This window comes from Enterobacter sp. WCHEn045836, from assembly GCF_003965585.1.
Lineage (GTDB): Bacteria > Pseudomonadota > Gammaproteobacteria > Enterobacterales > Enterobacteriaceae > Enterobacter > Enterobacter dissolvens.
Window position 1 is genome coordinate 150709 of the sequence record NZ_RXPT01000012.1, and the last position, 20714, is coordinate 171422.

Consider the following 20714-nt stretch of genomic DNA (forward strand, 5'->3'; position numbering starts at 1 on the left):
TTTCCAGCTTCTGAAAGTTTATAATCCCCATTCCCTTTTTTTGCCACGGATTCGCTATGCGCATATTACACACCTCGGACTGGCATCTGGGTCAAAACTTTTACAGCAAGAGCCGGGCAGCGGAGCATGAAGCGTTCCTGAACTGGCTGCTGGACACGGCCCGATCGCACGAGGTGGATGCGATTATTGTTGCGGGTGACATTTTCGACACCGGTTCGCCGCCAAGCTATGCGCGTGAGCTCTACAACCGCTTCGTGGTAAATCTGCAACAAACCGGCTGTCATCTGGTGATTGTCGCCGGTAACCATGACTCCGTCGCAACGCTGAATGAATCCCGCGACATCCTGGCCTTCCTTAACACTACCGTGGTGGCCAGTGCCGGACATGCGCCGCAGATCCTGAAAAAACGTGACGGTACACCGGGGGCGGTGCTGTGCCCGGTTCCCTTCCTGCGCCCACGCGATATCGTGCAGAGCCAGGCGGGGATGTCAGGCGGGGAAAAACAGCAGCATCTGCTGCAGAGCATCACTGACTATTATCACCAACAATATACCGATGCCTGCGCCCTGCGCGGTGAGCAGGCCATTCCGGTGATTGCCACCGGGCACCTCACCACCGTCGGTGCCAGTAAAAGTGACGCGGTACGTGACATCTATATTGGCACGCTGGACGCCTTCCCGGCACAACATTTCCCGCCAGCGGATTATATCGCGCTCGGACATATTCACCGGGCACAGGTCATTGGCGGTTGCGAGCACATTCGCTACTGCGGCTCACCCATTGCGCTCAGTTTTGATGAGACCGGCAAAGCCAAATGTGTGCATCTGGTGAGCTTTAACGAGGGCAAACTCAGCGCCGTGGCGTCGCTGGAGGTGCCCGTCACCCAACCGCTGGCGGTGCTGAAGGGCGATCTGGCGGCCATTACCGCCCAGCTGGAGCAATGGCGCGGTGTCGAGCTAAATCCCCCCATCTGGCTGGATATCGAAATCACAACCGACGACTATCTGCATGATATGCAGCGTAAAATCCAGGCGCTGACGGAAGATCTGCCCGTCGAGGTCTTACTGGTACGCCGCAGCCGCGAACAGCGCGAGAAAATTCTGCTGGGTGCGCAACGTGAAACGCTCAGCGAACTGAAGGTGGAAGAGGTATTTGAACGCCGACTGTCGCAGGAAGAGATTGACGACACAACGCGCGCAAGGCTTAACGAGCTGTTCCGCCATACTCTGCACGCGCTTACTGATGAGGAAGAGAACGCATGAAAATTCTGAGCCTGCGTCTGAAAAACCTCAACTCCCTGAAGGGCGAGTGGAAAATTGATTTTACCGCTGAGCCGTTTGCCAGCAACGGACTGTTCGCCATTACCGGCGCGACCGGTGCCGGAAAAACCACCCTGCTCGACGCCATCTGTCTGGCCCTTTACCACGAAACGCCCCGTCTGCAAAAAGTCTCCCAGGCACAAAACGACCTGATGACCCGCGATACCGCCGAGTGCCTGGCCGAGGTGGAGTTTGAGGTAAAAGGCATCGCATACCGCGCGTTCTGGAGCCAGAACCGCGCGCGAAATCAGCCAGATGGGAACCTGCAGGCACCGCGCGTCGAACTGGCGCGCTGTGAAGACGGTAAAATTCTGGCCGACAAAGTGACGGACAAACTGGAGCAAACCGCCGCGCTCACCGGGCTGGATTATGGCCGTTTTACCCGCTCAATGTTGCTCTCTCAGGGGCAATTTGCCGCCTTCCTCAATGCGAAACCGGGCGATCGCGCCGAACTGCTGGAGGAGCTGACCGGTACGGAGATCTACGGCCAGATTTCAGCAATGGTGTTCGAGAAACATAAAGCCGCCCGTACCGCGCTTGAGAAGTGCGAAGCGCAGGCCGCAGGCGTGGTGCTACTGAGCGAAGCGCAACAACAGCAGTTACAGCAGAGTTTGCAGGCACTTACTGACGAAGAGAAAACCCTGCTGACTCAGCAGCAGAACCAACAGCGAGATTTTCAGTGGCTGACGCGCAACGACGAGCTTATTCGCGAGCAACAGCGCGTCATGCTCATGCAACAGCAGGCGCAGCAGGCCCTGACGGAGGCCGCGCCTGAGCTGGCAAAGCTCCAGCTTGCGCAGCCCGCCGCCCAGCTTCGCCCCCTGTGGGATAGCCAGCAAGAGCAGACCACGCGCCTCGGGCAGACAAAACAGCGCATTGTCGAAGTAAATACTCGCTTACAGGCCAAAACTGCGCAGCGCTCGCGCATCCGACTTACGGCACTGCGTACCCATCAACAACTGCAGATCGATCTGACAACCCAGGCAACATGGCTTGCGGCGCATGAGCGTTACCGCGTGTGGGGCCAGGAGATTGCCGGCTGGCGCGCCCATTTCGCGCAGTTGAACCGCGATAAACATCAGATTGCCACACTTGCAGCACGTGTTGCGGAATTACGTCAGAAGCTCGCCGACATGCCGGAAAACGCCCTGACGCTGACGGCGGATGACGTCGCGGCGGCAATGGAGCAACAGTCCCGGTCACGCCCTTTCCGTCAGCGTCTGACGTCACTTCATGCCCGCTATCAGCCACTGCAAAAACGGCTGCAGCAGAACGCGGATACCCGGAAAAAGGCGCAGGCCGAGCAGGTAAAACTCAATGAAACGCTGACGCTGCGCCGCCAGCAGTACAAAGAAAAAAACCAGCACTATGTCGATCTGAAAGCATTGTGCGAAAGCGAAGCGACGATCAAAAAGCTGGAAAACTACCGTTCGCAGCTTGAGGCGGGTAAACCCTGCCCACTGTGCGGTTCCAGTGAACATCCTGCCGTTGAGACGTATCAGGCGCTTGAACTCACCGATAACCAGCGACGCCGGGATGCGCTGGAAAAAGAGGTCGCCGCGCTGAAAGACGAAGGCCTGTTGGTGCTGGGACAGGTCAATGCCCTGACGCAGCAGATCCAGCGAGAAACAGACGAAGCACAGACGCTCTCTCAGGAAGAGCAAGCGCTCACTAAAGAGTGGCAGGAGGTCTGCGCCACCCTGAATATCTCATTGAATATTCAGGAAGATATTGCCCCGTGGATGAACGAGCAGGAACAGTACGAACGTCAGCTCTATCAGCTCAGCCAGCGCCTGACCCTGCAACATCAGCTTAACGAACAGCAAGCGCAGGAGCGCCAGTATCAGCAGCAGCTGTCGGCTACGCGGCAGGCGCTGGAAAACGCCCTGCTCTCACTGTCACTGAACGTTCCTGAAGAGGGATCAGAAGCCGCCTGGCTGCAGGCCCGGGAAGCGGAATTCAACCTGTGGCAGGAAAAACAGACGCAGCATGCGGCGATTCAGGAACGCATTAATATCCTGAAACCGCTACTCGACACGCTTCCGGCAGGCGATGACACCGAGGCGGAACCGGCCATTCCTGAGAACTGGCGCGAGATCCACGACGAATGCCTGTCCCTTCAAAGCCAGCTTGCCACCCTGCAGCAGCAGGAGAGTCTGGAAAGCGAGCGGCTACAGCACGCCACAACGCAGTTTGCCACCGCCCTGGCAGCCAGCTGCTTTGCCGATCGGGAGGCCTTTCTCGCCGCGCTGCTGGATGAAGAGACCATCCGCCGTCTTGAGCAACGCAAGCAGACGCTGGAGAGCCAGCTTCAGCAGGCAATCGCGCTCTGCGGGCAGGCTGAACAGCAGTTGCAGGCCCACCAGAACCAGCGACCGGAAGGGCTGGACGCGAACGCGCAAACCCTGCAGGCACAGCTACAGCAGCTGGCGCAGCTGCTTCGTGACAACACCACCCATCAGGGGGAGATCCGCCAGCAGCTTAAGCAGGACAGCGATAACCGTCAGCATCAGCTGGCGCTGATGCAGCAAATTAACGAGGCCTCACGTCAGGCCGAAGACTGGGGTTATCTGAATGCGCTGATAGGCTCCAGCACCGGGGATAAGTTCCGCAAATTCGCCCAGGGTCTGACGCTGGATAATCTGGTCTGGCTCGCCAACCAACAGCTTAATCGCCTGCACGGGCGCTATCTGCTGCAGCGTAAAGTCAGCGACGCACTGGAGCTGGAGGTGGTTGATACCTGGCAGGCCGATGCCGTACGCGATACCCGCACGCTCTCTGGCGGCGAAAGCTTCCTCGTCAGTCTTGCGCTGGCGCTGGCGCTTTCTGACCTGGTGAGTCACAAAACGCGAATCGATTCGCTGTTCCTGGATGAAGGTTTTGGCACGCTCGACAGCGAAACGCTGGACACCGCGCTGGATGCGCTCGACGCGCTAAACGCCACCGGGAAAACCATCGGCGTGATAAGCCACGTCGAGGCCATGAAGGAGCGTATTCCGGTGCAGATCAAAGTGAAGAAGATTAATGGACTGGGGTATAGCAGGCTGGATAAGGAGTATGCGGTGCAGTGAAAGGCGGATCGGTGCGGTCTGGTGCCCTCACCCTGGCCCTCTCCCACAGGGAGAGGGTACAAACATTAAAAACCGCAACGTGCGTTGCTGTTTTGCTTTTATTCCGGCCATAACCACGCTGCGCCGCGCACGCCGCTGGAGTCACCGTGGACGGCTTTGCGGATCGGGGTTTCGCATTCGCCACCGAAGACCCACTGTTTGACGAGAGCAGGCACCGTTGCGTACAGCCGGTCGACATTGCTCATCCCACCGCCCAGCACAATCACATCAGGATCGAGAATGTTCACCACATGCGCCAGCGATTTCGCCAGGCGCATTTCGTAGCGGCTCAACGCCAGTTCCGCCACAGGATCCTGCTCCTCAACCAGGCGCATAATCTCGTTCCCCTTAAGCGGCTGACCGCTCAGGCGGTGGTAATCCGTGGCAAAACCGGTGCCGGAAATAAACGTCTCTATGCAGCCCTGTTTTCCACAGTAGCACGGCACTTCGACACGGTATTTGAGCTCATCTTCATCCATCCACGGCAAAGGGTTATGTCCCCACTCCCCCGCCGTACCGTTACCGCCGATATGCGCACGCCCGCCGAACGCCACACCGGCCCCGCAGCCGGTACCGATGATGACAGCAAATACGGTCTGAGCCCCTGCCGCCGCACCGTCGATGGCCTCTGATACCGCCAGACAATTCGCGTCATTCGCCAGACGCACCTCGCGCTGCAGACGCGCGCTCAAATCTTTATCAAAGGGCTGGCCGTTGAGCCAGGTAGAGTTGGCGTTTTTCACCACCCCGGTATAAGGCGAAATGGACCCGGGAATGCCCATCCCGACGCTGCCGGCCTGTCCTGTCGCCTGCTCTGCCATCTCAACCAGCCGGGCAATCGTCTCGATAGTCTGGTGATAATCGTCGCGCGGCGTGGGCAGACGGTGACGGAAAAGTTGTTCCCCCTGCTCGCTCAGTGCGATGACTTCTGTTTTGGTGCCGCCCAAATCAATCCCAATACGCACAAGACTCTCCTCATTATTTTGATTATCAACAGAGTAGAAGCACGCTTCCCGATTAGCAATGCAAGCGATGCGACAATTCGTTATCATGCCCGCTGATTTAACGACAAGGCCGTGGAAATTATCATGCTGTGGTTCAAAAATTTGATGGTTTACCGTCTCAGCCGCGACGTTTCGCTGCGTGCAGAAGAGATGGAAAAACAGTTAGCCGCTTATACCTTTTCCCCTTGCGGAAGCCAGGATATGGCAAAAACCGGTTGGGTTCCGCCAATGGGTTCACAAAGCGATGCCCTGACCCACGCCAGCAGCACGGGTCAAATCATTGTTTGCGCCCGTAAAGAAGAGAAAATCCTGCCCACGCCGGTGGTGAAGCAGGCGCTTGAAGCGAAAATTTTCAAGCTTGAAGCCGAACAGGGCCGTAAGCTGAAAAAGACTGAAAAAGATTCTCTGAAAGACGAAGTGTTGCACTCCCTGCTGCCGCGCGCGTTTAGCCGCTTCAGCCAGACCATGATGTGGATCGATACCGTCAACGGGCTGATCATGGTGGACTGCGCCAGCCCCAAAAAAGCGGAAGATACGCTGGCCCTGCTGCGTAAGAGCATCGGCTCTTTACCGGTGGTGCCCCTGGCGCTGGAAACGCCAATTGAGTTAACCCTGACCGAATGGGTGCGCAGCGGCACGGCGGCACAAGGCTTCCAGATCCTTGATGAGGCCGAGCTGAAAGCCCTGCTTGAAGATGGCGGCGTCATCCGCGCGAAAAAGCAGGATCTGGTGAGCGACGAGATCGCCGTGCACATTGAAGCAGGCAAAGTGGTCACCAAACTCGCTCTCGACTGGCAGCAGCGTATTCAGTTCGTGATGTGTGATGATGGCTCTGTTAAGCGTCTGAAGTTCTGCGATGAACTGCGCGATCAGAACGAAGATATCGATCGTGAAGATTACGCCCAGCGCTTTGATGCGGACTTTATCCTGATGACCGGCGAGTTGGCCGCGTTAATTCAGAATCTGGTGGAAGGCCTCGGCGGAGAAGCGCAGAGATAATTTTCCCTCCCCCTGACCCTCTCCCCAAAGGGGAGAGGGAAGAGGATTATTTCAGATAGCGGCACAGATAAGAGGTCGGTTCAGCAACCTGCAGATGGAATTCACTGTGGCCAGGGACGTTGAAAACTTCGCCAGCAGAGTAAACTTTCCATTCCGTTTCACCCGGCAGTAAGACGTTAAGCGCACCGCTCACCACTGTCATCTCTTCAGCTTCGGCTGTACCAAAGGTGTATTCCCCTTCAGCCATCACGCCGACACTGGCGCGGCCAGTGCTGCTGCTGGTAAAACCAATGGATTTCACTTTACCGGAAAAGTATTCGTTACTTTGAAGCATGAACTGGCCCTTATATTTTTTAGAGAAAAATCCACTATAGGGGCCATGCTCATGACCTGTCACGCAAAATCATCAGGCCAGCAATTCTGAGGCCAGACGCGCCATCAGAACATTCGACAACAGTACCGGTACATCAAGCGCTTTTTGCAGTAAATCGCGATGATGCTGATGAAACCCCAGGCAGTCGAGAATTAACACATCTGCCCCGCGTTCCAGTAGCTCCTTCCCGGCCGCAATGAGTTTGGCCTCACTGTCCCAGAACGGATTTGCCAGGGCATACAGAGGCGTTTTTTCAAGCACCTGCCATTTTGCCTCCTGGTTATCCATCAGTTCTTCAATGGGCACAATCACCCCGACCTGGTGCCCGTCAACAATCGAGGCCACCAGCGGCGGAATGATCCGCATCGGCTCCAGCAAAATCGCATTACGTGCGACGAGTCCTTTGATGGGTGCGGTACTCATGAGCAAAATAACGTCATACCCTTGATTATCGAGCACTTCTATCACTCCCTGAAGCGCGCGCTCGACTTTCTGACGGGATACATGTGCCAGTTTACCGTCACTTAATAACGTCGCCAGGGGATCCTCCCCCGCCTCGACAGCGTAGTCTTCCATGACCTCTTCCCGGCTTATCTTACCCAGCAGGCTAAGATGCGTGATCTGTTGTTCAGATACATGCTCGGTTAAGAGCGGTAATACTTCGCTTACAGGCACCACACCAATGGTGAGGATCGCCAACGTCGCCTTCATCTTCATCGCCTTCCGTTACTACCAAAACTTTCACACAGGCACAGGCTCACTACGCTGTGCCGTTCATTTTTTCAACAAAACAGCACCAAGCGTAGCAGGTGATCCGCACACCGAAATGTAAAGATCGCCTGCCCATTTCAAAGCTACCTGTAATAACTAAATATTAACTCTTGCTTAACATTAACGATGAGTAAAAAGTGTGATGTGCGCACGGTATTAGGCCATTCAGGAATTGACTCACGACTTATCGGGATCTTCGTAGCGCCGTTTGGCATCCAGCGCTTCCTGCTCGGTTTCGTGTTCGCTGATCAGCGAGTCGGGTTTGGGGTGATCGGCACGCAGTTGATACCAGGTCACGGTGCGATCGCCCTGGCCTTTTTCTACGGTAACGATACGTGCTTCACGCGGATAGGGAGGTCTGGTTGGCATAGCTCATCCTTTTATTATGTCAGAGCTATAAGTATAGACGGCGGTTAGCTGGCACAAGCCAAACGCAGGGCGGTAATAATCTGAATAACAACCTCTTCGGGCGGCGCTGACGCATCCACCACGTGATGTGCCGCTTCGCGGTATAATGCATCGCGCTCCGCCAGCACTTCGCTCACTTCTTCGCTGAGCGGTCTGGAGGTCAGCGCAGGGCGTTGCCCCTCTTCCGGAAACGCTTCCAGACGCCCCACCAGGGCAGCCACCGGCGCACAGAGGTAAATCACAATCCCTTTTTCGCGCATAAAGTGGCGGTTATATTCCGCCAGAATAATCCCACCGCCCGTGGCAATCACGGCATCGGGTGCCGTCACCGCTTCCAGCGCGGCCGTCTCACGGCTGCGAAAGCTTTCCCAGCCCTCTTTTTCAACGATTTCCGCAATGGTTTGTCCGGCCTGTTTCTGCAGCCAGTGGTCAGTATCAATAAAATGGCGTTGACAGGCGCGCGCCAGTTCCAGGCCAACGGTGGTTTTCCCACAGCCGCGGGGGCCAACTAAAAAGATGGGTTGGGTCATAACCAGGTGTTTCCCCTTGATGCCGGATGGCCGAAGAGTGTAAAGAAATAATTGCAGAAGATGTTGCGTTTACTTTACTGCAAAGCGGTACGGGATGACAACCCTGTCACCGCCATACTGTACCATATTTGACAATGATTATCATTACGCTGTGCGGCGCTTCACTTCCAGCAACCACTTATCCAGCTCTGCGGCAAACTGCTGGCGGTCACGCTGAGATAGACTGTCTGGCCCACCGGTCTGCACGCCGCTGGCGCGAAGCGTATCCATAAAATCGCGCATGGTCAGTTTTTCCCGAATGGTTGCTGGCGAGTAGCGCTCACCGCGCGGGTTCAGGGCTGCGGCCCCCTTCTCCAGTACCTCCGCAGCCAAAGGAATGTCCGCCGTGATCACCAGATCCTCAGCGCTGCACAGCCGTACAATCTCGTTATCCGCCACGTCAAACCCGGCAGGCACCCGCAACGCACGAATGAATCGGGAAGGGGGTACGCGGATATTCTGGTTCGCCACCAGCGTAAGCGGCATCTGAACGCGTTCGGCAGCACGGAACAAAATCTCTTTAATCACATTCGGACACGCGTCCGCATCAACCCAAATCGCCATAATGTCTCCCCATATTGATACTGGCGACTATTGTCGCCTGCATTTCGTTGTTAAGCTATCAATCAGAGAAAACAACGCATAACGACGGAGAAACGTGATGGAGAAGAAAATCGGGTTTATTGGCTGCGGTAACATGGGCAAAGCCATCCTGGGTGGCCTGATCGCCAGCGGGCAGGTCCTGCCGGGTCAGATTTGGGTCTATACACCATCACCGGATAAAGTCGCGGCGTTGCGTGATGAGTATGGTATCAACGCAGCCGAAAGCGCGCAGGAAGTGGCCCAGGTCGCCGATATCGTCTTTGGGGCGGTTAAACCGAACATCATGATCAAAGTGCTGAGCGAGATCACCTCCAGCCTGAACAAAGACACGCTGGTGGTATCGATTGCTGCAGGCGTGACGCTCGATCAGCTGGCTCGTGCCCTGGGTCATGACCGTAAAATTGTACGCGCAATGCCCAATACCCCTTCACTGGTCAATGCCGGGATGACCTCCATCACCCCTAACGCGCTGGTGACGCCGGAAGATGTGGCCGATGTGCTGAACATTTTCCGCTGCTTCGGCGAAGCGGAAGTGATTGCCGAGTCGATGATCCATCCGGTGGTGGGCGTGAGTGGTTCTGCTCCCGCGTATGTCTTTATGTTCCTGGAAGCGATGGCGGATGCTGCGGTGCTTGGCGGTATGCCACGCGCGCAGGCCTACAAATTTGCCGCACAGGCGGTGATGGGTTCAGCCAAAATGGTGCTGGAAACCGGCAAGCATCCAGGGGAACTGAAAGATATGGTCTGCTCGCCTGGCGGCACCACCATCGAAGCGGTGCGGGTGCTGGAAGAGCGCGGATTCCGTGCGGCGGTCATTGAAGCGATGGCAAAATGCATGGAAAAGTCAGAGAAGCTGAGTAAGTCCTGACCGTCTGAGCCGGATGTCAGGCGGCTACCTCGGTCCGTCCGCGTCCGGCATTTTTGGCTTTATACAGCGCGATATCTGCCGCTTTTAGCCACTCCCGATAGTGACCAAACTGAGTCCCCCACGGGGCGATGCCGACGCTGATGCGAAGTCGTTCGTTCGGAGCACAGGGCAACGACAGTTTTTGCAGCCGCTCGTGTACGCGCGACATCGCCGCGATGGCACTTTCTGCCGGGGTGCCGGACATAATTATCGCGAACTCATCGCCTCCAAAACGGCCAATATAATCCCCTGTCCGCAGCGTCATCTGTAGCTGTCGGGTAATGGCAATAATCGCTTCATCACCCACATCATGCCCCCAGGTATCGTTAATGCTCTTGAAGTGATCGATATCGATAAGCAGGATCGTTGTCTGGCAGTGACCCCGGCGGCACTTCTCATATTCATTTCGCAGCAGCGTTTCCCAGTAGCGCCGGTTGTAGACGCCAGTCATACCATCCCGGGTGCTCATCACTTCCAGTCTTCGTTTATTTTCCGCCAGACGGATTGCCGTCTGGTGGCTCACCCAGGCAAAGAGCATGGGGTAGAGCATAAAGACCGGCAACGTCAGCCACCACTCCAGCGGTCCGGGAGAGAGCACCACAACGTTTCCGGTGAGCTGGAGGGTCATGACGGCGGATAAGGCGATCATGGCCATGCCCGCGAGAAATAAACGACAACCGCCGGATCCCATCATGTTCATGCCGATCATCATGACCAGCGCTGCCGATGGCAGGGCATTGACGCCCATCAGGCCAATCCATATTCCGGCAATAAGGGCATCGATCTTCAGGTTGATGATTTCACGGTGAAAAGGCTCGGATGAGCGGCAGGCGAACTGCCAGGCAAGATGTGGCCAGATAAAAGCCCAGCTAACCAGTAATAACCACCAACCGCCGGGCAAAAAATGGGTCACCAGCACACCGGCAATGGGAAAAAACATCGCCGCCAGGCCAACGATTCGCGCCAGACGGACTCGCCGGGCAAAGCGTATGCCGGTACGGTGTGAGTCATCCTGAGAAAGGTTTTGAAGCCAGTCTTCTCCAATACGCTCTTTATTGTAAAAGTTTTCGTCGTTCATCATATTTTGGGAATATTCTGAAACATTTTCCCAAATTATAGAGAGGGGGGATGCGGGGAAAGTATGAAATTTCGGGTGAGCCGGCGTCAGGACTCACCCGATAGGACTATGCCTGTTTCTTGAGGCAAGCGCTCATGAACTTGCTGCGATCGTCGCCTTTAAGCATCTGTTCGGTCGCTTTCGCATTACATTCGCGCATTTTTTGCTGCTGCGGTGTCAGGCTTTTCTCATCCGGTTTGGATGCACCATTTTTGAGGCAATCGCTCATGTAGGTCTTACGGGCATCCCCTTTCAGCGCTTTCGCTGTCGCCTGCTGATTACAGGTCGTCATACGCTGTTGTTGCGGTGTTAAGGTCTTTTCTGCCGCGTTCGCTGAAGCCATCATGAACACGCCTGAGAGCAGACCCACCAGTATTGTTGTTTTCATTGCACCATCCTTTTGTGAAGTTCCACTGTAAGTCTGGTACCTGGCGGCGGAAATGGCCGCCAGGCATTCACTTATTTCAGACCCAGTGCCGCACGCATAGTGTAGAACAGATCCGTTTGATCGGTCAGTCCCACCACGTTTGCGGCATGCGGGCCGTATGCCGCAATGCGCAATTGCGTACCGGTATGTTCCATCGACTCCTCTTCCGAGTTGCCATAGCTCATCACCATCACCGCACCATCTTTGGTATTCAACGCCTGAGTCAGACCGGGCGCTTTGGAATCTGCCGGGATGATCTGGCTGGCGTGCGCATGGTCAGCAGTCACCACGACCAGGGTATTACCATCTTGCTTCGCGAACGCCAGCGCCTTCTGTACCGCTTCATCCAGATCAACCGTTTCGCCTATCTGGCCGCACGGGTTAGCCGCATGATCCTGCTTATCGATTGACGCCCCTTCAACCTGCAGGAAGAACCCTTTATCGCTCTTGCTGAGCAGTGAAATGGCTTTCTCCGTCATCGCCGCCAGTGTCGGTACGCTGTCAGTACGTTTCGGATTCGCTGTACAGGTCACCGCCGGTTTATCGATGTTGCCGTGGTAAGACGCTTTCGGTCCCTCCCAGCGCACGGGCATGTTGCCGTCAGCAAACAGTCCCAGCAGCGGCTTGTCCTGATTCGCTTCGGTAATCCCGGCCAGAGAAGCGGCATCACTCACCAGTTGATAACCGCGAGCCTGTGCCTGTTCGCGCAGCGTTTTCCCCTGCCACTCACCCGCCGTGGCGGTTTCTGCGAAGGTTTTCGCCCCGCCGCCCAGCGTTACGTCAGGACGCGCGTTCAGCATCTGTTCGGTGATCGATCCTTTCCCGCCTTTTTCCAGCGCGTTGCCGGGACATTTTTCACTGGTCACAGACGGGCCGTAACATTTACGCGAGGTCACATGCGCGACCAGCGCCGCAGGCGTCGCATCCTGGATCTCAGCGGTGGAGACGTTGCCGGTTGCCAGCCCCGCCGCTTTCGCCATCTCCAGAATGGTTTGATGATCTTTTTCGTGAATATCCACGCCCAGCGCACCATTATAGGTTTTTACCCCTGTTGTCCAGGCGGTGGCAGAGGCGGCGGAATCCGTTACGTAGTCTGGTTTACCGGTTTTTTTATCCAGCGAGTAATGCGTATATTGTCCGGTCAGGGGCAATGCGTCGATGCCTTTAAAAAAGCCGCCAGCGCCCTCGGCATAATTTCGCGCCGCCGTTATTTCGGAATCCCCCATTCCATCGCCAATCAGCAGAATAATATTTTTAGCCGGTTTATCATTCAGCGAAGCGCGAATGGCTGCGGTTTGATCGTCTGACAGTCGACGTGCGCCGCCTGGCTGGGTGATATCTCCGGTTGCCGCACGATTATCCAGCACGTGAGTATTGGTCGTTTCGGCATAAATGGCAGGGGTAATAAACAAAGGAAGTAATGCAATGAAAAGTGCGCTCTGCTTCAATTTATTTTCTCCATGTACAAATACATAAAAAATAAAACAGAGCGACTATAGGCATCCAGCATGACAATTCTATGACGGGCCGTCAGGAACTGTGACGGTTTAGCTGCGCGGATGCCTTAACAGCTTCTTTACGTACTGGTGGAGCATTTCAGCATCCTGAACCGGTACCTGGGAATCAGGCCTGGCGCTGTCCAGCGCACCTTCAACGCTTTCAATCAGTGCCTGTTGATCGGTTTTGGCCATCTGCCGGAGCAGTGCCGTAACCACTATTTCCAGTGCTTCGACCTGGGCGACCAGTTCTTTTGACTCTTCTTCCTTTTGTGCAAGCTTGACCAACAACTCAGCAATGAGATTTTTCATCGTGCTATTTCCTTATGAGTTTTTCCAGAACTTAGCATTCTGAATGAATAATGCAAAGAGGAGAAAAGTATTATCTTATGCAAAAGTGACGTCGCTGCCAGAATAGAGATTGCAGGCCGTCAGCGAAACGTTTTTCTCAAAAGAAAAAGCCGCATTTGGTTATAAAAAAATGCGGCGATCATAAGAATATATAATGCATTACCGAAGACAATTATCGCGTCGATTTCGTCTCCGCTATTTGCCGACGGCGTCGCAGGGCAATCGCCAGCTGGATAATATTGATCAACACCACCATCGCCGTGGCTGCAAATACCCAACGAAAACCCGCCATCGCCGAAACCGATGCACCAATAAGCGGACCGGCAACATTGCCCAAATACATAAATGACTGGTTATAGCCAAAAATACGGCCTGTCACCTGGTCACTTGAATATTTCACCAGCAATGTCTGCACCGCAGGTAACATGGCACCATCGGCAAAGCCAAGCAGAAATCGCAGCACGCCGAGCTGAAGCGGAGAGGTGACGAACGACATCGCAAAGAAGAGCACCACGGCAAAAATCAGCGTAGCCATCAGGATGCGTGCCGTGCCGATCCTGTCACCCAGTTTTCCCAGCCGCGGTGCAGAAATTAACGCAGACACACCCGGTACGGCAGCGATCATCCCACTGAGAAACGCAATATTATTACTGTCTGGCTCCATCGATTTAATAAACAGCGCCAGAATGGGGCCCACTGAACCGTTACAGAGCTGGATCACCATGGTGGTCACGAACAGGCTTATCATCAGCCCGGGATAAGGCAGTGAGGCAAAGACCGCTTTGCCGCTCAGCCGTTCAGATTTGCTGACGACCGGACGTCCGCCCTCTTTGATCAGAAACAGCGTTACCAGAAAACTGACCACCAGCAGGATGGCGGTAATGAAAAACACGGCGCGCAGACCCACATGGTCGGCCAGAAAGCCCCCCAGCAGCGGGCCGCCGATCACGCCACTTATCTGTGCGGTGGAGAGCGTACTCAGCGCCCAGCCGCTACGCTCACGCGGCACCTGTGAGGCGACCAGCGCCATGGCGTTAGGAATATAGCCGGATGTCAGCCCCATGATCGCCCGCAGGATAAACAGCTGCCAGACGTTGGTGGCAAAGGCCTGCAGCAGAATGGCTATCGCCATTCCTAACGAAGCGCGCAGCAGCATCAGTTTGCGCCCTTTTCGATCCGCCAGGCTACCCCACATCGGTGACACAATGGCCGAAACCAGAAACGTCACGCTGAACGTCAGACCCGACCACATGGAGAGGGCTTCATGAGAGGTCACGCCCAGCTGCGAGACGTACAGCGGTAGAAAGGGCAAAATCTGGCTAATGGCCAGTCCGGTGAAGAAACACCCGAACCAGACCGAGATGAGATTAACTTTCCAGGATTCCATAAAAGAAATAGTCTTCATTTTTAGGCGAATTCGCTGACAGATTAGCAAGTTACCTGCTTCCGCGCCGTGCCAGAGATGCGGCCTTGCTGACTTTGGTGTTTTATCTTCCCAGTCATCATATTTGTGAAATATGTCACAAACTATCCAATTTCTGGCGGAAGATTATGCTTCAATAGCAGAGTCCAAACCCACGCATCCCCAGGTGAAAATGGTTGGCATGCGCCGCGTTATAGTCCGGCCCCAGGCCGTTACCGTAATAGCCACAGCTCGCCGTCAGCAATGCCTGTAGCCACGGCTGCGTTTTTGTCGATCTCCAGCCGCGCAGGATGGTGACCCGTTCACCGTTCGCCAGCTGAAACGCGCTGATATCCAGCGCCTCTGCCGAGGCATGTTCACTGCGTCTTGCGTCAGGGCGGTGGTAAATATTGCGACAGGCATAGCTGCCCAGATGCTCAATACGCGTCAGCTCGCTTCCGGTCCAGGTTTTGGTGAGTGGCCGGGCCTGCTGGCTGACAAACAGTGCTGAACTCAGTGCGAGCGGACAGCTGGCCAGAAAACTGCTGTTCAGACTGACCGGCCCGAAGTCACGCACACGTACCACGTTGTGAAGGGGGCATGCTCCGCCGCTGTCAGCTACCGGCTGTGTGCGGATAAGCGCTTTCTGATTGGCTTGCGATAACAGGCTGGCGCAGGCCTCGGGGGTTAAACGCCGGAGTTTATACTGGGTGATTTTACCTGGCGGGTCATCAAGCGTGAGCGGCGTAAAAGGGTTGTAGTAAGACGGCAACCAGCGGTAACCCACCGTTGCGACAGCCACCAGGATGATCACGATCAGCAGCGTTTTACCTTTCACACTCCCCCCTTTTTACTCCCCAAAACATTATGGCAGAAGGCCGCGAAACCCGCCGGGCATCGTGGTATGTTATTGGCTTTTCGTCAGACTGGAAGAGAGTGAGATGGCAAAGCAGCGCGTAGGTATTGTCTTTGGGGGAAAATCAGCGGAGCACGAGGTTTCGTTGCAGTCGGCAAAAAATATTGTCGATGCGATTGATAAAAACCGTTTCGACGTAGTGCTGCTGGGCATTGATAAACAGGGCCAGTGGCATGTGAACGATGCGAGCCAGTATCTGTTAAACGCCAACGATCCGGCACATATCGCCCTTAATCCTTCTGAAATCAGCGTCGCCACCGTCCCTGGCGTAGTGAAGGGGCAACTTATCGACGCCGGTAATGCGCAGGCGCTTGCTCAGATTGACGTCGTGTTCCCAATCGTCCACGGCACGCTGGGCGAAGATGGTTCGCTGCAGGGTATGCTGCGCATGGCTAACCTGCCATTTGTCGGTTCCGATGTACTGGGCTCTGCTGCCTGCATGGATAAAGATGTCACCAAACGCCTGCTGCGTGATGCCGGGCTCAACATTGCCCCGTTCGTGACGCTCACCCGTGCTAACCGCGACAAGTACAGCTTCAGCCAGATTTCCGCCCAGCTGGGTCTGCCGCTGTTCGTGAAGCCTGCGAACCAGGGCTCCTCCGTTGGCGTCAGCAAAGTGACAAGCGAAGCGCAGTTCACCGAAGCCGTTCGTCTGGCTTTTGAGTTTGACCACAAAGTCGTGGTTGAGCAGGGTATCAAAGGGCGTGAAATTGAGTGCGCGGTGCTGGGCAATGATTTCCCACAGGCAAGCACCTGCGGTGAAGTGGTGTTAAACAGCGATTTCTACTCTTACGACACCAAATATATTGATGATAAAGGCGCTCAGGTCGTCGTGCCGGCGAATATCGATCCGGCCGTCAACGATAAGATCCGGGCGATCGCCATCAACGCCTATCAGGCCCTTGGCTGCTGCGGCATGGCGCGTGTGGATGTGTTCCTGACGCCAGAAAATGAGGTCGTGATTAATGAAATCAACACCCTGCCGGGCTTTACCAACATCAGTATGTATCCGAAACTGTGGCAGGCCAGCGGGTTGAGTTACCCTGAGCTGATCACCCGTCTGATCGAACTGGCGCTGGAGCGTCATGCTGCTGACAGCGCCCTGAAAAGTTCCGTAAACGGTTAATCGGTTCTCTTCACCGTCTCCGCCTCATCCGCTGTCGTCTCTTCAGGACGGCGGCGGATAATCAACCCGGCCAGCCAGAAACTGATCACCCAGGTCACCAGCCCAACGGCATAGGTTTGCCACCCTTTGGCTTCAAACCCCAGCAGCCCCACGACACCGTTAAGAATAAAGATCAGCCCGATAGCAAAGGCGTAGTAATGCCAGTCACGGCGTAGTTTGGACGTGAGTTTCATAACAACTCCGGCAGAAAAAAAGACATCCTCTCACAGTTTTACCATCAGGTCTGTGGCAGATGCGGAAATTCTGAAACGCGACGCAATTTCACTTAAGTGATGAAATTGTGATGTGCTGCAGAAATCGACAATCCAGGAGAATTCCGCAGGGCAAATTACCACGATTCTGATATTGACAAATGCTATGACCTGTCAAACTCACCCTGTACGAAGCGTATTAACAGAGTGATATATCCGGAGGTCTTTATGGCTGACTTTACCTTGTCGAAACCGATTTTTGGCGGCACCCCACCAAAAACCTCCACAGCGGGTAATATCGCTTATGCCCTGTTTGTCCTGTTCTGCTTCTGGGCTGGCTCACAGCTTCTCAACATGCTGGTTCATGCGCCTGGCGTATATGAACATTTAATGCAGGTGCAGGATAATGGTCGCCCGCGGGTTGAGATCGGTTTTGGCGTGAGCACCCTGTTCGGCCTCGTCCCCTTCCTCGCGGGTTGTCTGATTTTGGGTGTGGTCGCGCTAGTCCTGCGCTTGCGTCGTCGTCACTAAAGCCCCATACAGCGAGCCCGGCGATCGTCCACGCGTTTTGCGAACCATGCCGTAGTCAGGTTACGGGTGATTTTCGGGCTTTCCAGTTGAATACCCGGCAGGATTGCCCGCGGTAACGCTTTTCCACTCTTCTTCTCTGCCAGCGCGAAGACCTGCCTGTAGAGATCCGTTTTCTCAAACGCCAGGCTATCGCCCTTCTCCAGCTGACGGCGAATGTCGCTATCATTCATGCCAAGCGTTGACGATAATTTCCGTACCGCCAGTTCCGTGGTGCCCGCCTTGCTGCTGCCGTAAGCGATGAGATCGCCGTCCAGCGCCAGTTTTACCCCGCTTGCACGGCTGACCGCACTCTGGAACGCTGCGTTTCGGCTGGCATACCAGCCCGCGTTAAAGTCGGCAAAGCGGTACAACGGCTCGTTATAGCTCGCCGGATAGTTCAGCAGATGATACGTACCAAACCACAGCCCGCCACGCAGGGAGAAGACCTCCTGACGCACCGTCCCGTCGATTTTCCACGGATAACCGTCCGTATGTTGCTCAGCAAAGGCAATACTGACCTGCATCGGGCCACCGGTATGCACCGGATTGAGCGAGCCAAACAGCTTGTGCCCCATCGGCACCATATTAATGAAATCATCAAAAATGGCGCTCAGCTGTTTCTCGGTTTTCACCGTATCCAGCCGATCGCTGTAGCTTTTGCCGTTTGGCGAGGTGATTTTAAGGGCGGTATGCACCAGGAAAACCGGGATATGCATCGATTCCGCGCGACGGTCGATCTCTTTCCAGGCAATTTTGTTCAGCCCAGGCACCACCGGGTCTGACTGGTACATCGACTCCTGCTGCGCCACGGCCAGCACCGAGCAGATATTCTCCTCGGTGGGGGCAATTTTCTGGCTTTCAAAGGTCTTTGCTAAGGCCTCAGCCCACGCATTGCGGTCTTTGACCGTTGAGGGCATTTTTTGCCGCACAACGCTCGCCACATCCACAGGTTTCTCACCTTTTTTAAGCGGGGCGGCCCCTTTTTCGGCACAACCCGCCAGTACAAGTGCGGCGAGTAAGGACAGCGATAACGTGCGCGGTACGGCAAAGGACATAGCAACTCCCTGTTTTAGCTAAATGTATTGGTGACTTCCTGCAGATCCCGATCGTCCAGTTCGCGTTCAAAGCTGCGAAGACGTTTGTAGATGGACATCAGTTCCACCAGCGTGGTCCAGGAACTGATCAGATACTGGAACGACCCGCGAACCTGACCAAACACGTTGGTGATCTGTGTCATCAGACCCAATGTTATCGTACCCGCAACAATGGACGGGAACAGCAGGAACAAACCGAAAACGTTATCCACCTGCAGATACAAAATGCGCGCAATGTTGAAGTACATATAGTGGAAGTAAAGACGGAAATAGTTGCGACGCACGGCGCCAAACAGTTCACGTACGGTTGGCGGCGAGGCGCGGTTGGCATCATCTTCGCCATAAACCAGCTCTTTACGATACGCTGCCTCGACGCGCTGATTTTTAAACTCCAGCCCAGGCAGTTTGATCCCCACGACCGCCAGCAGGCCCGTTCCCATCAATGACCAGACAATCGCGGCAATCACCAGACCATACGGCAGATGGCCAACGATCGGCAGATCCGGCACGTGCGCCGAGAGGGTCACCAGCACCGGCAGGAAGGCAATCAGCGTCATAATGGCATTGATAAAGCTTACGCCCATGTCTTCAAGGGTGGAGGCAAAACGCATGGTGTCTTCCTGCACACGCTGCGCGGCGCCTTCGATATGTCGCAGGTGTTGCCAGTGCGCCATATAATGTTCGTTCATCGCGGTACGCCAGCGGAAAACGTAGTGGCTGACAAAGAAATTGTTCATGACGCCAATCACTACCGCAATCAGGGCGATACCAAGGAAGATGCCCACTTCGTGGTAGAACTGATTGATGGTCACCTTATGCGGTGAACTCAGCGCGCTCTGGATCAAATCATAGAACGGGGCATACCAGGCGTTAACCGCCACCCCCACTTCCACCAGAAACCAGGTGACAAAGATGATCAGCGATGTGCCCAGAATCGACCAGTATTGCCAGCGATGTGGCGCATAGACAAACCAGAACAGCGCAAACAGCCCAACACAAACCATGTAGTACGCATAAAACAGCAGATAGCTCAACGACCAGAAACGCGCCGCGCTAATGGGAACTTCGCCCGTCGCGCCCGTGATGCGCGTTAACCACGCTCCGCCGCCCGCCTGCCAGAAAATGACAGCGATCAGTGCCCAAATAAATGCCGACAGAAAAAATGGCCCCGGCTTTGGGAAAAAAGACTTAAACATGATGCTTCCTTCTTGTTGTTATGGCTGTTGCTGTGTTCAACACATCACCACACGAAAATCTTGCCTGTGCCAGCCTCCTGGCGCAGGCAAAAAGGTCAGACCCGAGGGTTTATTATTAGTTCGCTTTCCAGTGTTCAAGAATTGTTTCGGTGCGTTTCACTGCTGGCGGGTTTGCGGGGGCGATGAAGTCGCGCCAGACGTCGTTGTAGTGGTTAATCAGAATGCGTGCTTCGGCCGCCGGGCGATTCGCGGTGGTATGCGCATCCTCCGCCACGGTGATGTGATAGCCGCGACTGACACCGTTTTTGAACGTGGCATCAACACAATAATCGGTGGCACAGCCGCAGATGACAAACTCGTGAATCCCCTGCTCGCGGAGCAGCGCCTCAAGCGAGGTGTTATAGAACGCATCGCAGGCCGTCTTGGTCACGTAGAGGGCATCAGCAGGCTGATGCAGTTCAGGCAGCAAGGCAAACCCGTCACTGCCCTCTTCCAGACCGCCAGGCTCGGTATGCTGAATAAAAATCACCCGATCGGCTGCCTGGGTAAGCTGATTGATCAGTGAGACACATTTTTCACGCTGATGACGAGGCGTTTCGAACACCCCTTGCTGCATATCGACAACCATAACCACACGCTTTCCGGACATACCCTTCTCCGCAAGATTGAGTAACACAGCCATCTATCATAAGGCCGATGTCACAA

22 protein-coding genes are annotated in these 20714 nt (G+C 55.1%); 6 read left to right on the forward strand and 16 right to left on the reverse strand.

Translation table 11 applies throughout. From position 1 onward, the window contains the following. Positions 1–56 precede the first annotated feature (56 nt). Together sbcD and sbcC are read left to right on the forward strand one after the other, a co-directional pair. Positions 57–1262: an exonuclease subunit SbcD gene (sbcD, locus tag EKN38_RS17140; protein WP_014830853.1), complete on the forward strand. Its 1206-nt coding sequence runs from the start codon at positions 57–59 to the stop codon at positions 1260–1262. Next, positions 1259–4390 (forward strand): exonuclease subunit SbcC, encoded by a 3132-nt coding sequence (sbcC, locus tag EKN38_RS17145; RefSeq protein ID WP_126522469.1) that lies wholly within the window; start codon positions 1259–1261, stop codon positions 4388–4390. Before sbcD ends, sbcC begins: the two co-directional genes overlap by 4 nt. A 98-nt stretch (positions 4391–4488) precedes the next feature. Here sbcC and mak read toward each other — a convergent pair whose 3' ends face one another. After that, a complete protein-coding gene (gene mak / locus EKN38_RS17150; protein ID WP_014830852.1) occupies positions 4489–5394 on the reverse strand; it encodes a fructokinase in 906 nt (301 codons plus the stop codon). A gap of 123 nt (positions 5395–5517) precedes the next feature. Here mak and rdgC point away from each other — a divergent pair, with 123 nt between their 5' ends. Continuing rightward, positions 5518–6432, forward strand: coding sequence for a recombination-associated protein RdgC (rdgC, locus tag EKN38_RS17155; protein ID WP_014830851.1), 915 nt, complete (start codon positions 5518–5520; stop codon positions 6430–6432). 46 nt (positions 6433–6478) lie between these two features. On the opposite strand, the gene ppnP is transcribed toward rdgC, so the two are convergent. From ppnP to EKN38_RS17180, 5 genes are all read right to left on the reverse strand, one after another. Beyond that, entirely contained in the window at positions 6479–6766 is a 288-nt protein-coding gene (gene ppnP / locus EKN38_RS17160) for a pyrimidine/purine nucleoside phosphorylase (RefSeq protein WP_013095819.1), read from the reverse strand. Between the two features lie 72 nt (positions 6767–6838). Further along, entirely contained in the window at positions 6839–7516 is a 678-nt protein-coding gene (locus EKN38_RS17165; protein WP_014830850.1) for an AroM family protein, read from the reverse strand. A 237-nt stretch (positions 7517–7753) separates the two neighbouring features. Beyond that, a complete protein-coding gene (gene yaiA / locus EKN38_RS17170) occupies positions 7754–7945 on the reverse strand; it encodes a protein YaiA (RefSeq protein ID WP_014830849.1) in 192 nt (63 codons plus the stop codon). A 44-nt stretch (positions 7946–7989) separates the two neighbouring features. Next, the gene (aroL, locus tag EKN38_RS17175) at positions 7990–8514 is read right to left on the reverse strand and encodes a shikimate kinase AroL (RefSeq protein WP_014830848.1); all 525 of its coding nucleotides are present in this window, start codon (positions 8512–8514) and stop codon (positions 7990–7992) included. A 144-nt stretch (positions 8515–8658) separates the two neighbouring features. Then, positions 8659–9117, reverse strand: a complete 459-nt coding sequence (locus EKN38_RS17180) for a YaiI/YqxD family protein (RefSeq protein WP_014830847.1) — start codon at positions 9115–9117, stop codon at positions 8659–8661. Between the two features lie 97 nt (positions 9118–9214). On the opposite strand from EKN38_RS17180, the gene proC reads away from it, so the two are divergent. Next, entirely contained in the window at positions 9215–10024 is an 810-nt protein-coding gene (proC, locus tag EKN38_RS17185; protein ID WP_014830846.1) for a pyrroline-5-carboxylate reductase, read from the forward strand. 16 nt (positions 10025–10040) lie between these two features. Here proC and adrA read toward each other — a convergent pair whose 3' ends face one another. The 6 genes from adrA to EKN38_RS17215 all read right to left on the reverse strand — a co-directional run bounded on the left by adrA (position 10041) and on the right by EKN38_RS17215 (position 15694). Continuing rightward, on the reverse strand, positions 10041–11144 hold the full coding sequence (gene adrA / locus EKN38_RS17190; protein ID WP_014830845.1) for a diguanylate cyclase AdrA: 1104 nt from the start codon (positions 11142–11144) through the stop codon (positions 10041–10043). A 103-nt stretch (positions 11145–11247) separates the two neighbouring features. Beyond that, positions 11248–11568, reverse strand: coding sequence for a phosphate starvation-inducible protein PsiF (gene psiF, locus EKN38_RS17195; RefSeq protein ID WP_014830844.1), 321 nt, complete (start codon positions 11566–11568; stop codon positions 11248–11250). Between the two features lie 71 nt (positions 11569–11639). Further along, complete coding sequence (gene phoA / locus EKN38_RS17200) at positions 11640–13055, reverse strand: alkaline phosphatase (RefSeq protein WP_047360791.1); 1416 nt, start codon at positions 13053–13055, stop codon at positions 11640–11642. A gap of 99 nt (positions 13056–13154) precedes the next feature. Beyond that, positions 13155–13415 (reverse strand): anti-adapter protein IraP, encoded by a 261-nt coding sequence (iraP, locus tag EKN38_RS17205; RefSeq protein WP_014830841.1) that lies wholly within the window; start codon positions 13413–13415, stop codon positions 13155–13157. A gap of 211 nt (positions 13416–13626) precedes the next feature. Further along, positions 13627–14841 carry a multidrug efflux MFS transporter gene (locus EKN38_RS17210; protein WP_014830840.1) on the reverse strand — a complete coding sequence of 405 codons (1215 nt, stop codon included), beginning with the start codon at positions 14839–14841 and terminating at the stop codon, positions 13627–13629. A 169-nt stretch (positions 14842–15010) separates the two neighbouring features. Then, positions 15011–15694, reverse strand: a complete 684-nt coding sequence (locus EKN38_RS17215) for an extensin family protein (RefSeq protein ID WP_014830839.1) — start codon at positions 15692–15694, stop codon at positions 15011–15013. 103 nt (positions 15695–15797) lie between these two features. On the opposite strand from EKN38_RS17215, the gene ddlA reads away from it, so the two are divergent. Continuing rightward, entirely contained in the window at positions 15798–16898 is a 1101-nt protein-coding gene (ddlA, locus tag EKN38_RS17220) for a D-alanine--D-alanine ligase (protein ID WP_014830838.1), read from the forward strand. Here the strand turns inward: ddlA and EKN38_RS17225 are convergent. Further along, entirely contained in the window at positions 16895–17131 is a 237-nt protein-coding gene (locus tag EKN38_RS17225) for a DUF2754 domain-containing protein (protein ID WP_013095806.1), read from the reverse strand. The two genes, ddlA and EKN38_RS17225, sit on opposite strands and share 4 nt — an antisense overlap. Before the next feature lie 246 nt (positions 17132–17377). Here EKN38_RS17225 and EKN38_RS17230 point away from each other — a divergent pair, with 246 nt between their 5' ends. Then, complete coding sequence (locus EKN38_RS17230; protein ID WP_014830837.1) at positions 17378–17680, forward strand: DUF2755 family protein; 303 nt, start codon at positions 17378–17380, stop codon at positions 17678–17680. On the opposite strand, the gene EKN38_RS17235 is transcribed toward EKN38_RS17230, so the two are convergent. From EKN38_RS17235 to EKN38_RS17245, 3 genes are all read right to left on the reverse strand, one after another. Continuing rightward, complete coding sequence (locus tag EKN38_RS17235) at positions 17677–18774, reverse strand: DUF1615 domain-containing protein (protein ID WP_126522471.1); 1098 nt, start codon at positions 18772–18774, stop codon at positions 17677–17679. The genes EKN38_RS17230 and EKN38_RS17235 overlap by 4 nt on opposite strands. A gap of 14 nt (positions 18775–18788) precedes the next feature. After that, positions 18789–20009, reverse strand: coding sequence for a peptide antibiotic transporter SbmA (gene sbmA / locus EKN38_RS17240; RefSeq protein ID WP_014830835.1), 1221 nt, complete (start codon positions 20007–20009; stop codon positions 18789–18791). Between the two features lie 115 nt (positions 20010–20124). Beyond that, on the reverse strand, positions 20125–20658 hold the full coding sequence (locus EKN38_RS17245) for an isochorismatase family protein (RefSeq protein ID WP_014830834.1): 534 nt from the start codon (positions 20656–20658) through the stop codon (positions 20125–20127). Positions 20659–20714 lie beyond the last annotated feature (56 nt).

What these genes read in the sequence shown, in the direction of transcription:
- sbcD (WP_014830853.1), top strand. Translation starts at nt 57, where the DNA reads ATGCGCATATTACACACCTCGGACTGGCATCTGGGTCAAAACTTTTAC.
- sbcC (WP_126522469.1), top strand. Translation starts at nt 1,259, where the DNA reads ATGAAAATTCTGAGCCTGCGTCTGAAAAACCTCAACTCCCTGAAGGGC.
- rdgC (WP_014830851.1), top strand. Translation starts at nt 5,518, where the DNA reads ATGCTGTGGTTCAAAAATTTGATGGTTTACCGTCTCAGCCGCGACGTT.
- ppnP (WP_013095819.1), bottom strand. Translation starts at nt 6,766, where the DNA reads ATGCTTCAAAGTAACGAATACTTTTCCGGTAAAGTGAAATCCATTGGT.
- EKN38_RS17165 (WP_014830850.1), bottom strand. Translation starts at nt 7,516, where the DNA reads ATGAAGGCGACGTTGGCGATCCTCACCATTGGTGTGGTGCCTGTAAGC.
- yaiA (WP_014830849.1), bottom strand. Translation starts at nt 7,945, where the DNA reads ATGCCAACCAGACCTCCCTATCCGCGTGAAGCACGTATCGTTACCGTA.
- aroL (WP_014830848.1), bottom strand. Translation starts at nt 8,514, where the DNA reads ATGACCCAACCCATCTTTTTAGTTGGCCCCCGCGGCTGTGGGAAAACC.
- EKN38_RS17180 (WP_014830847.1), bottom strand. Translation starts at nt 9,117, where the DNA reads ATGGCGATTTGGGTTGATGCGGACGCGTGTCCGAATGTGATTAAAGAG.
- proC (WP_014830846.1), top strand. Translation starts at nt 9,215, where the DNA reads ATGGAGAAGAAAATCGGGTTTATTGGCTGCGGTAACATGGGCAAAGCC.
- adrA (WP_014830845.1), bottom strand. Translation starts at nt 11,144, where the DNA reads ATGATGAACGACGAAAACTTTTACAATAAAGAGCGTATTGGAGAAGAC.
- psiF (WP_014830844.1), bottom strand. Translation starts at nt 11,568, where the DNA reads ATGAAAACAACAATACTGGTGGGTCTGCTCTCAGGCGTGTTCATGATG.
- iraP (WP_014830841.1), bottom strand. Translation starts at nt 13,415, where the DNA reads ATGAAAAATCTCATTGCTGAGTTGTTGGTCAAGCTTGCACAAAAGGAA.
- EKN38_RS17210 (WP_014830840.1), bottom strand. Translation starts at nt 14,841, where the DNA reads ATGGAATCCTGGAAAGTTAATCTCATCTCGGTCTGGTTCGGGTGTTTC.
- ddlA (WP_014830838.1), top strand. Translation starts at nt 15,798, where the DNA reads ATGGCAAAGCAGCGCGTAGGTATTGTCTTTGGGGGAAAATCAGCGGAG.
- EKN38_RS17225 (WP_013095806.1), bottom strand. Translation starts at nt 17,131, where the DNA reads ATGAAACTCACGTCCAAACTACGCCGTGACTGGCATTACTACGCCTTT.
- EKN38_RS17230 (WP_014830837.1), top strand. Translation starts at nt 17,378, where the DNA reads ATGGCTGACTTTACCTTGTCGAAACCGATTTTTGGCGGCACCCCACCA.
- EKN38_RS17235 (WP_126522471.1), bottom strand. Translation starts at nt 18,774, where the DNA reads ATGTCCTTTGCCGTACCGCGCACGTTATCGCTGTCCTTACTCGCCGCA.
- sbmA (WP_014830835.1), bottom strand. Translation starts at nt 20,009, where the DNA reads ATGTTTAAGTCTTTTTTCCCAAAGCCGGGGCCATTTTTTCTGTCGGCA.
- EKN38_RS17245 (WP_014830834.1), bottom strand. Translation starts at nt 20,658, where the DNA reads ATGTCCGGAAAGCGTGTGGTTATGGTTGTCGATATGCAGCAAGGGGTG.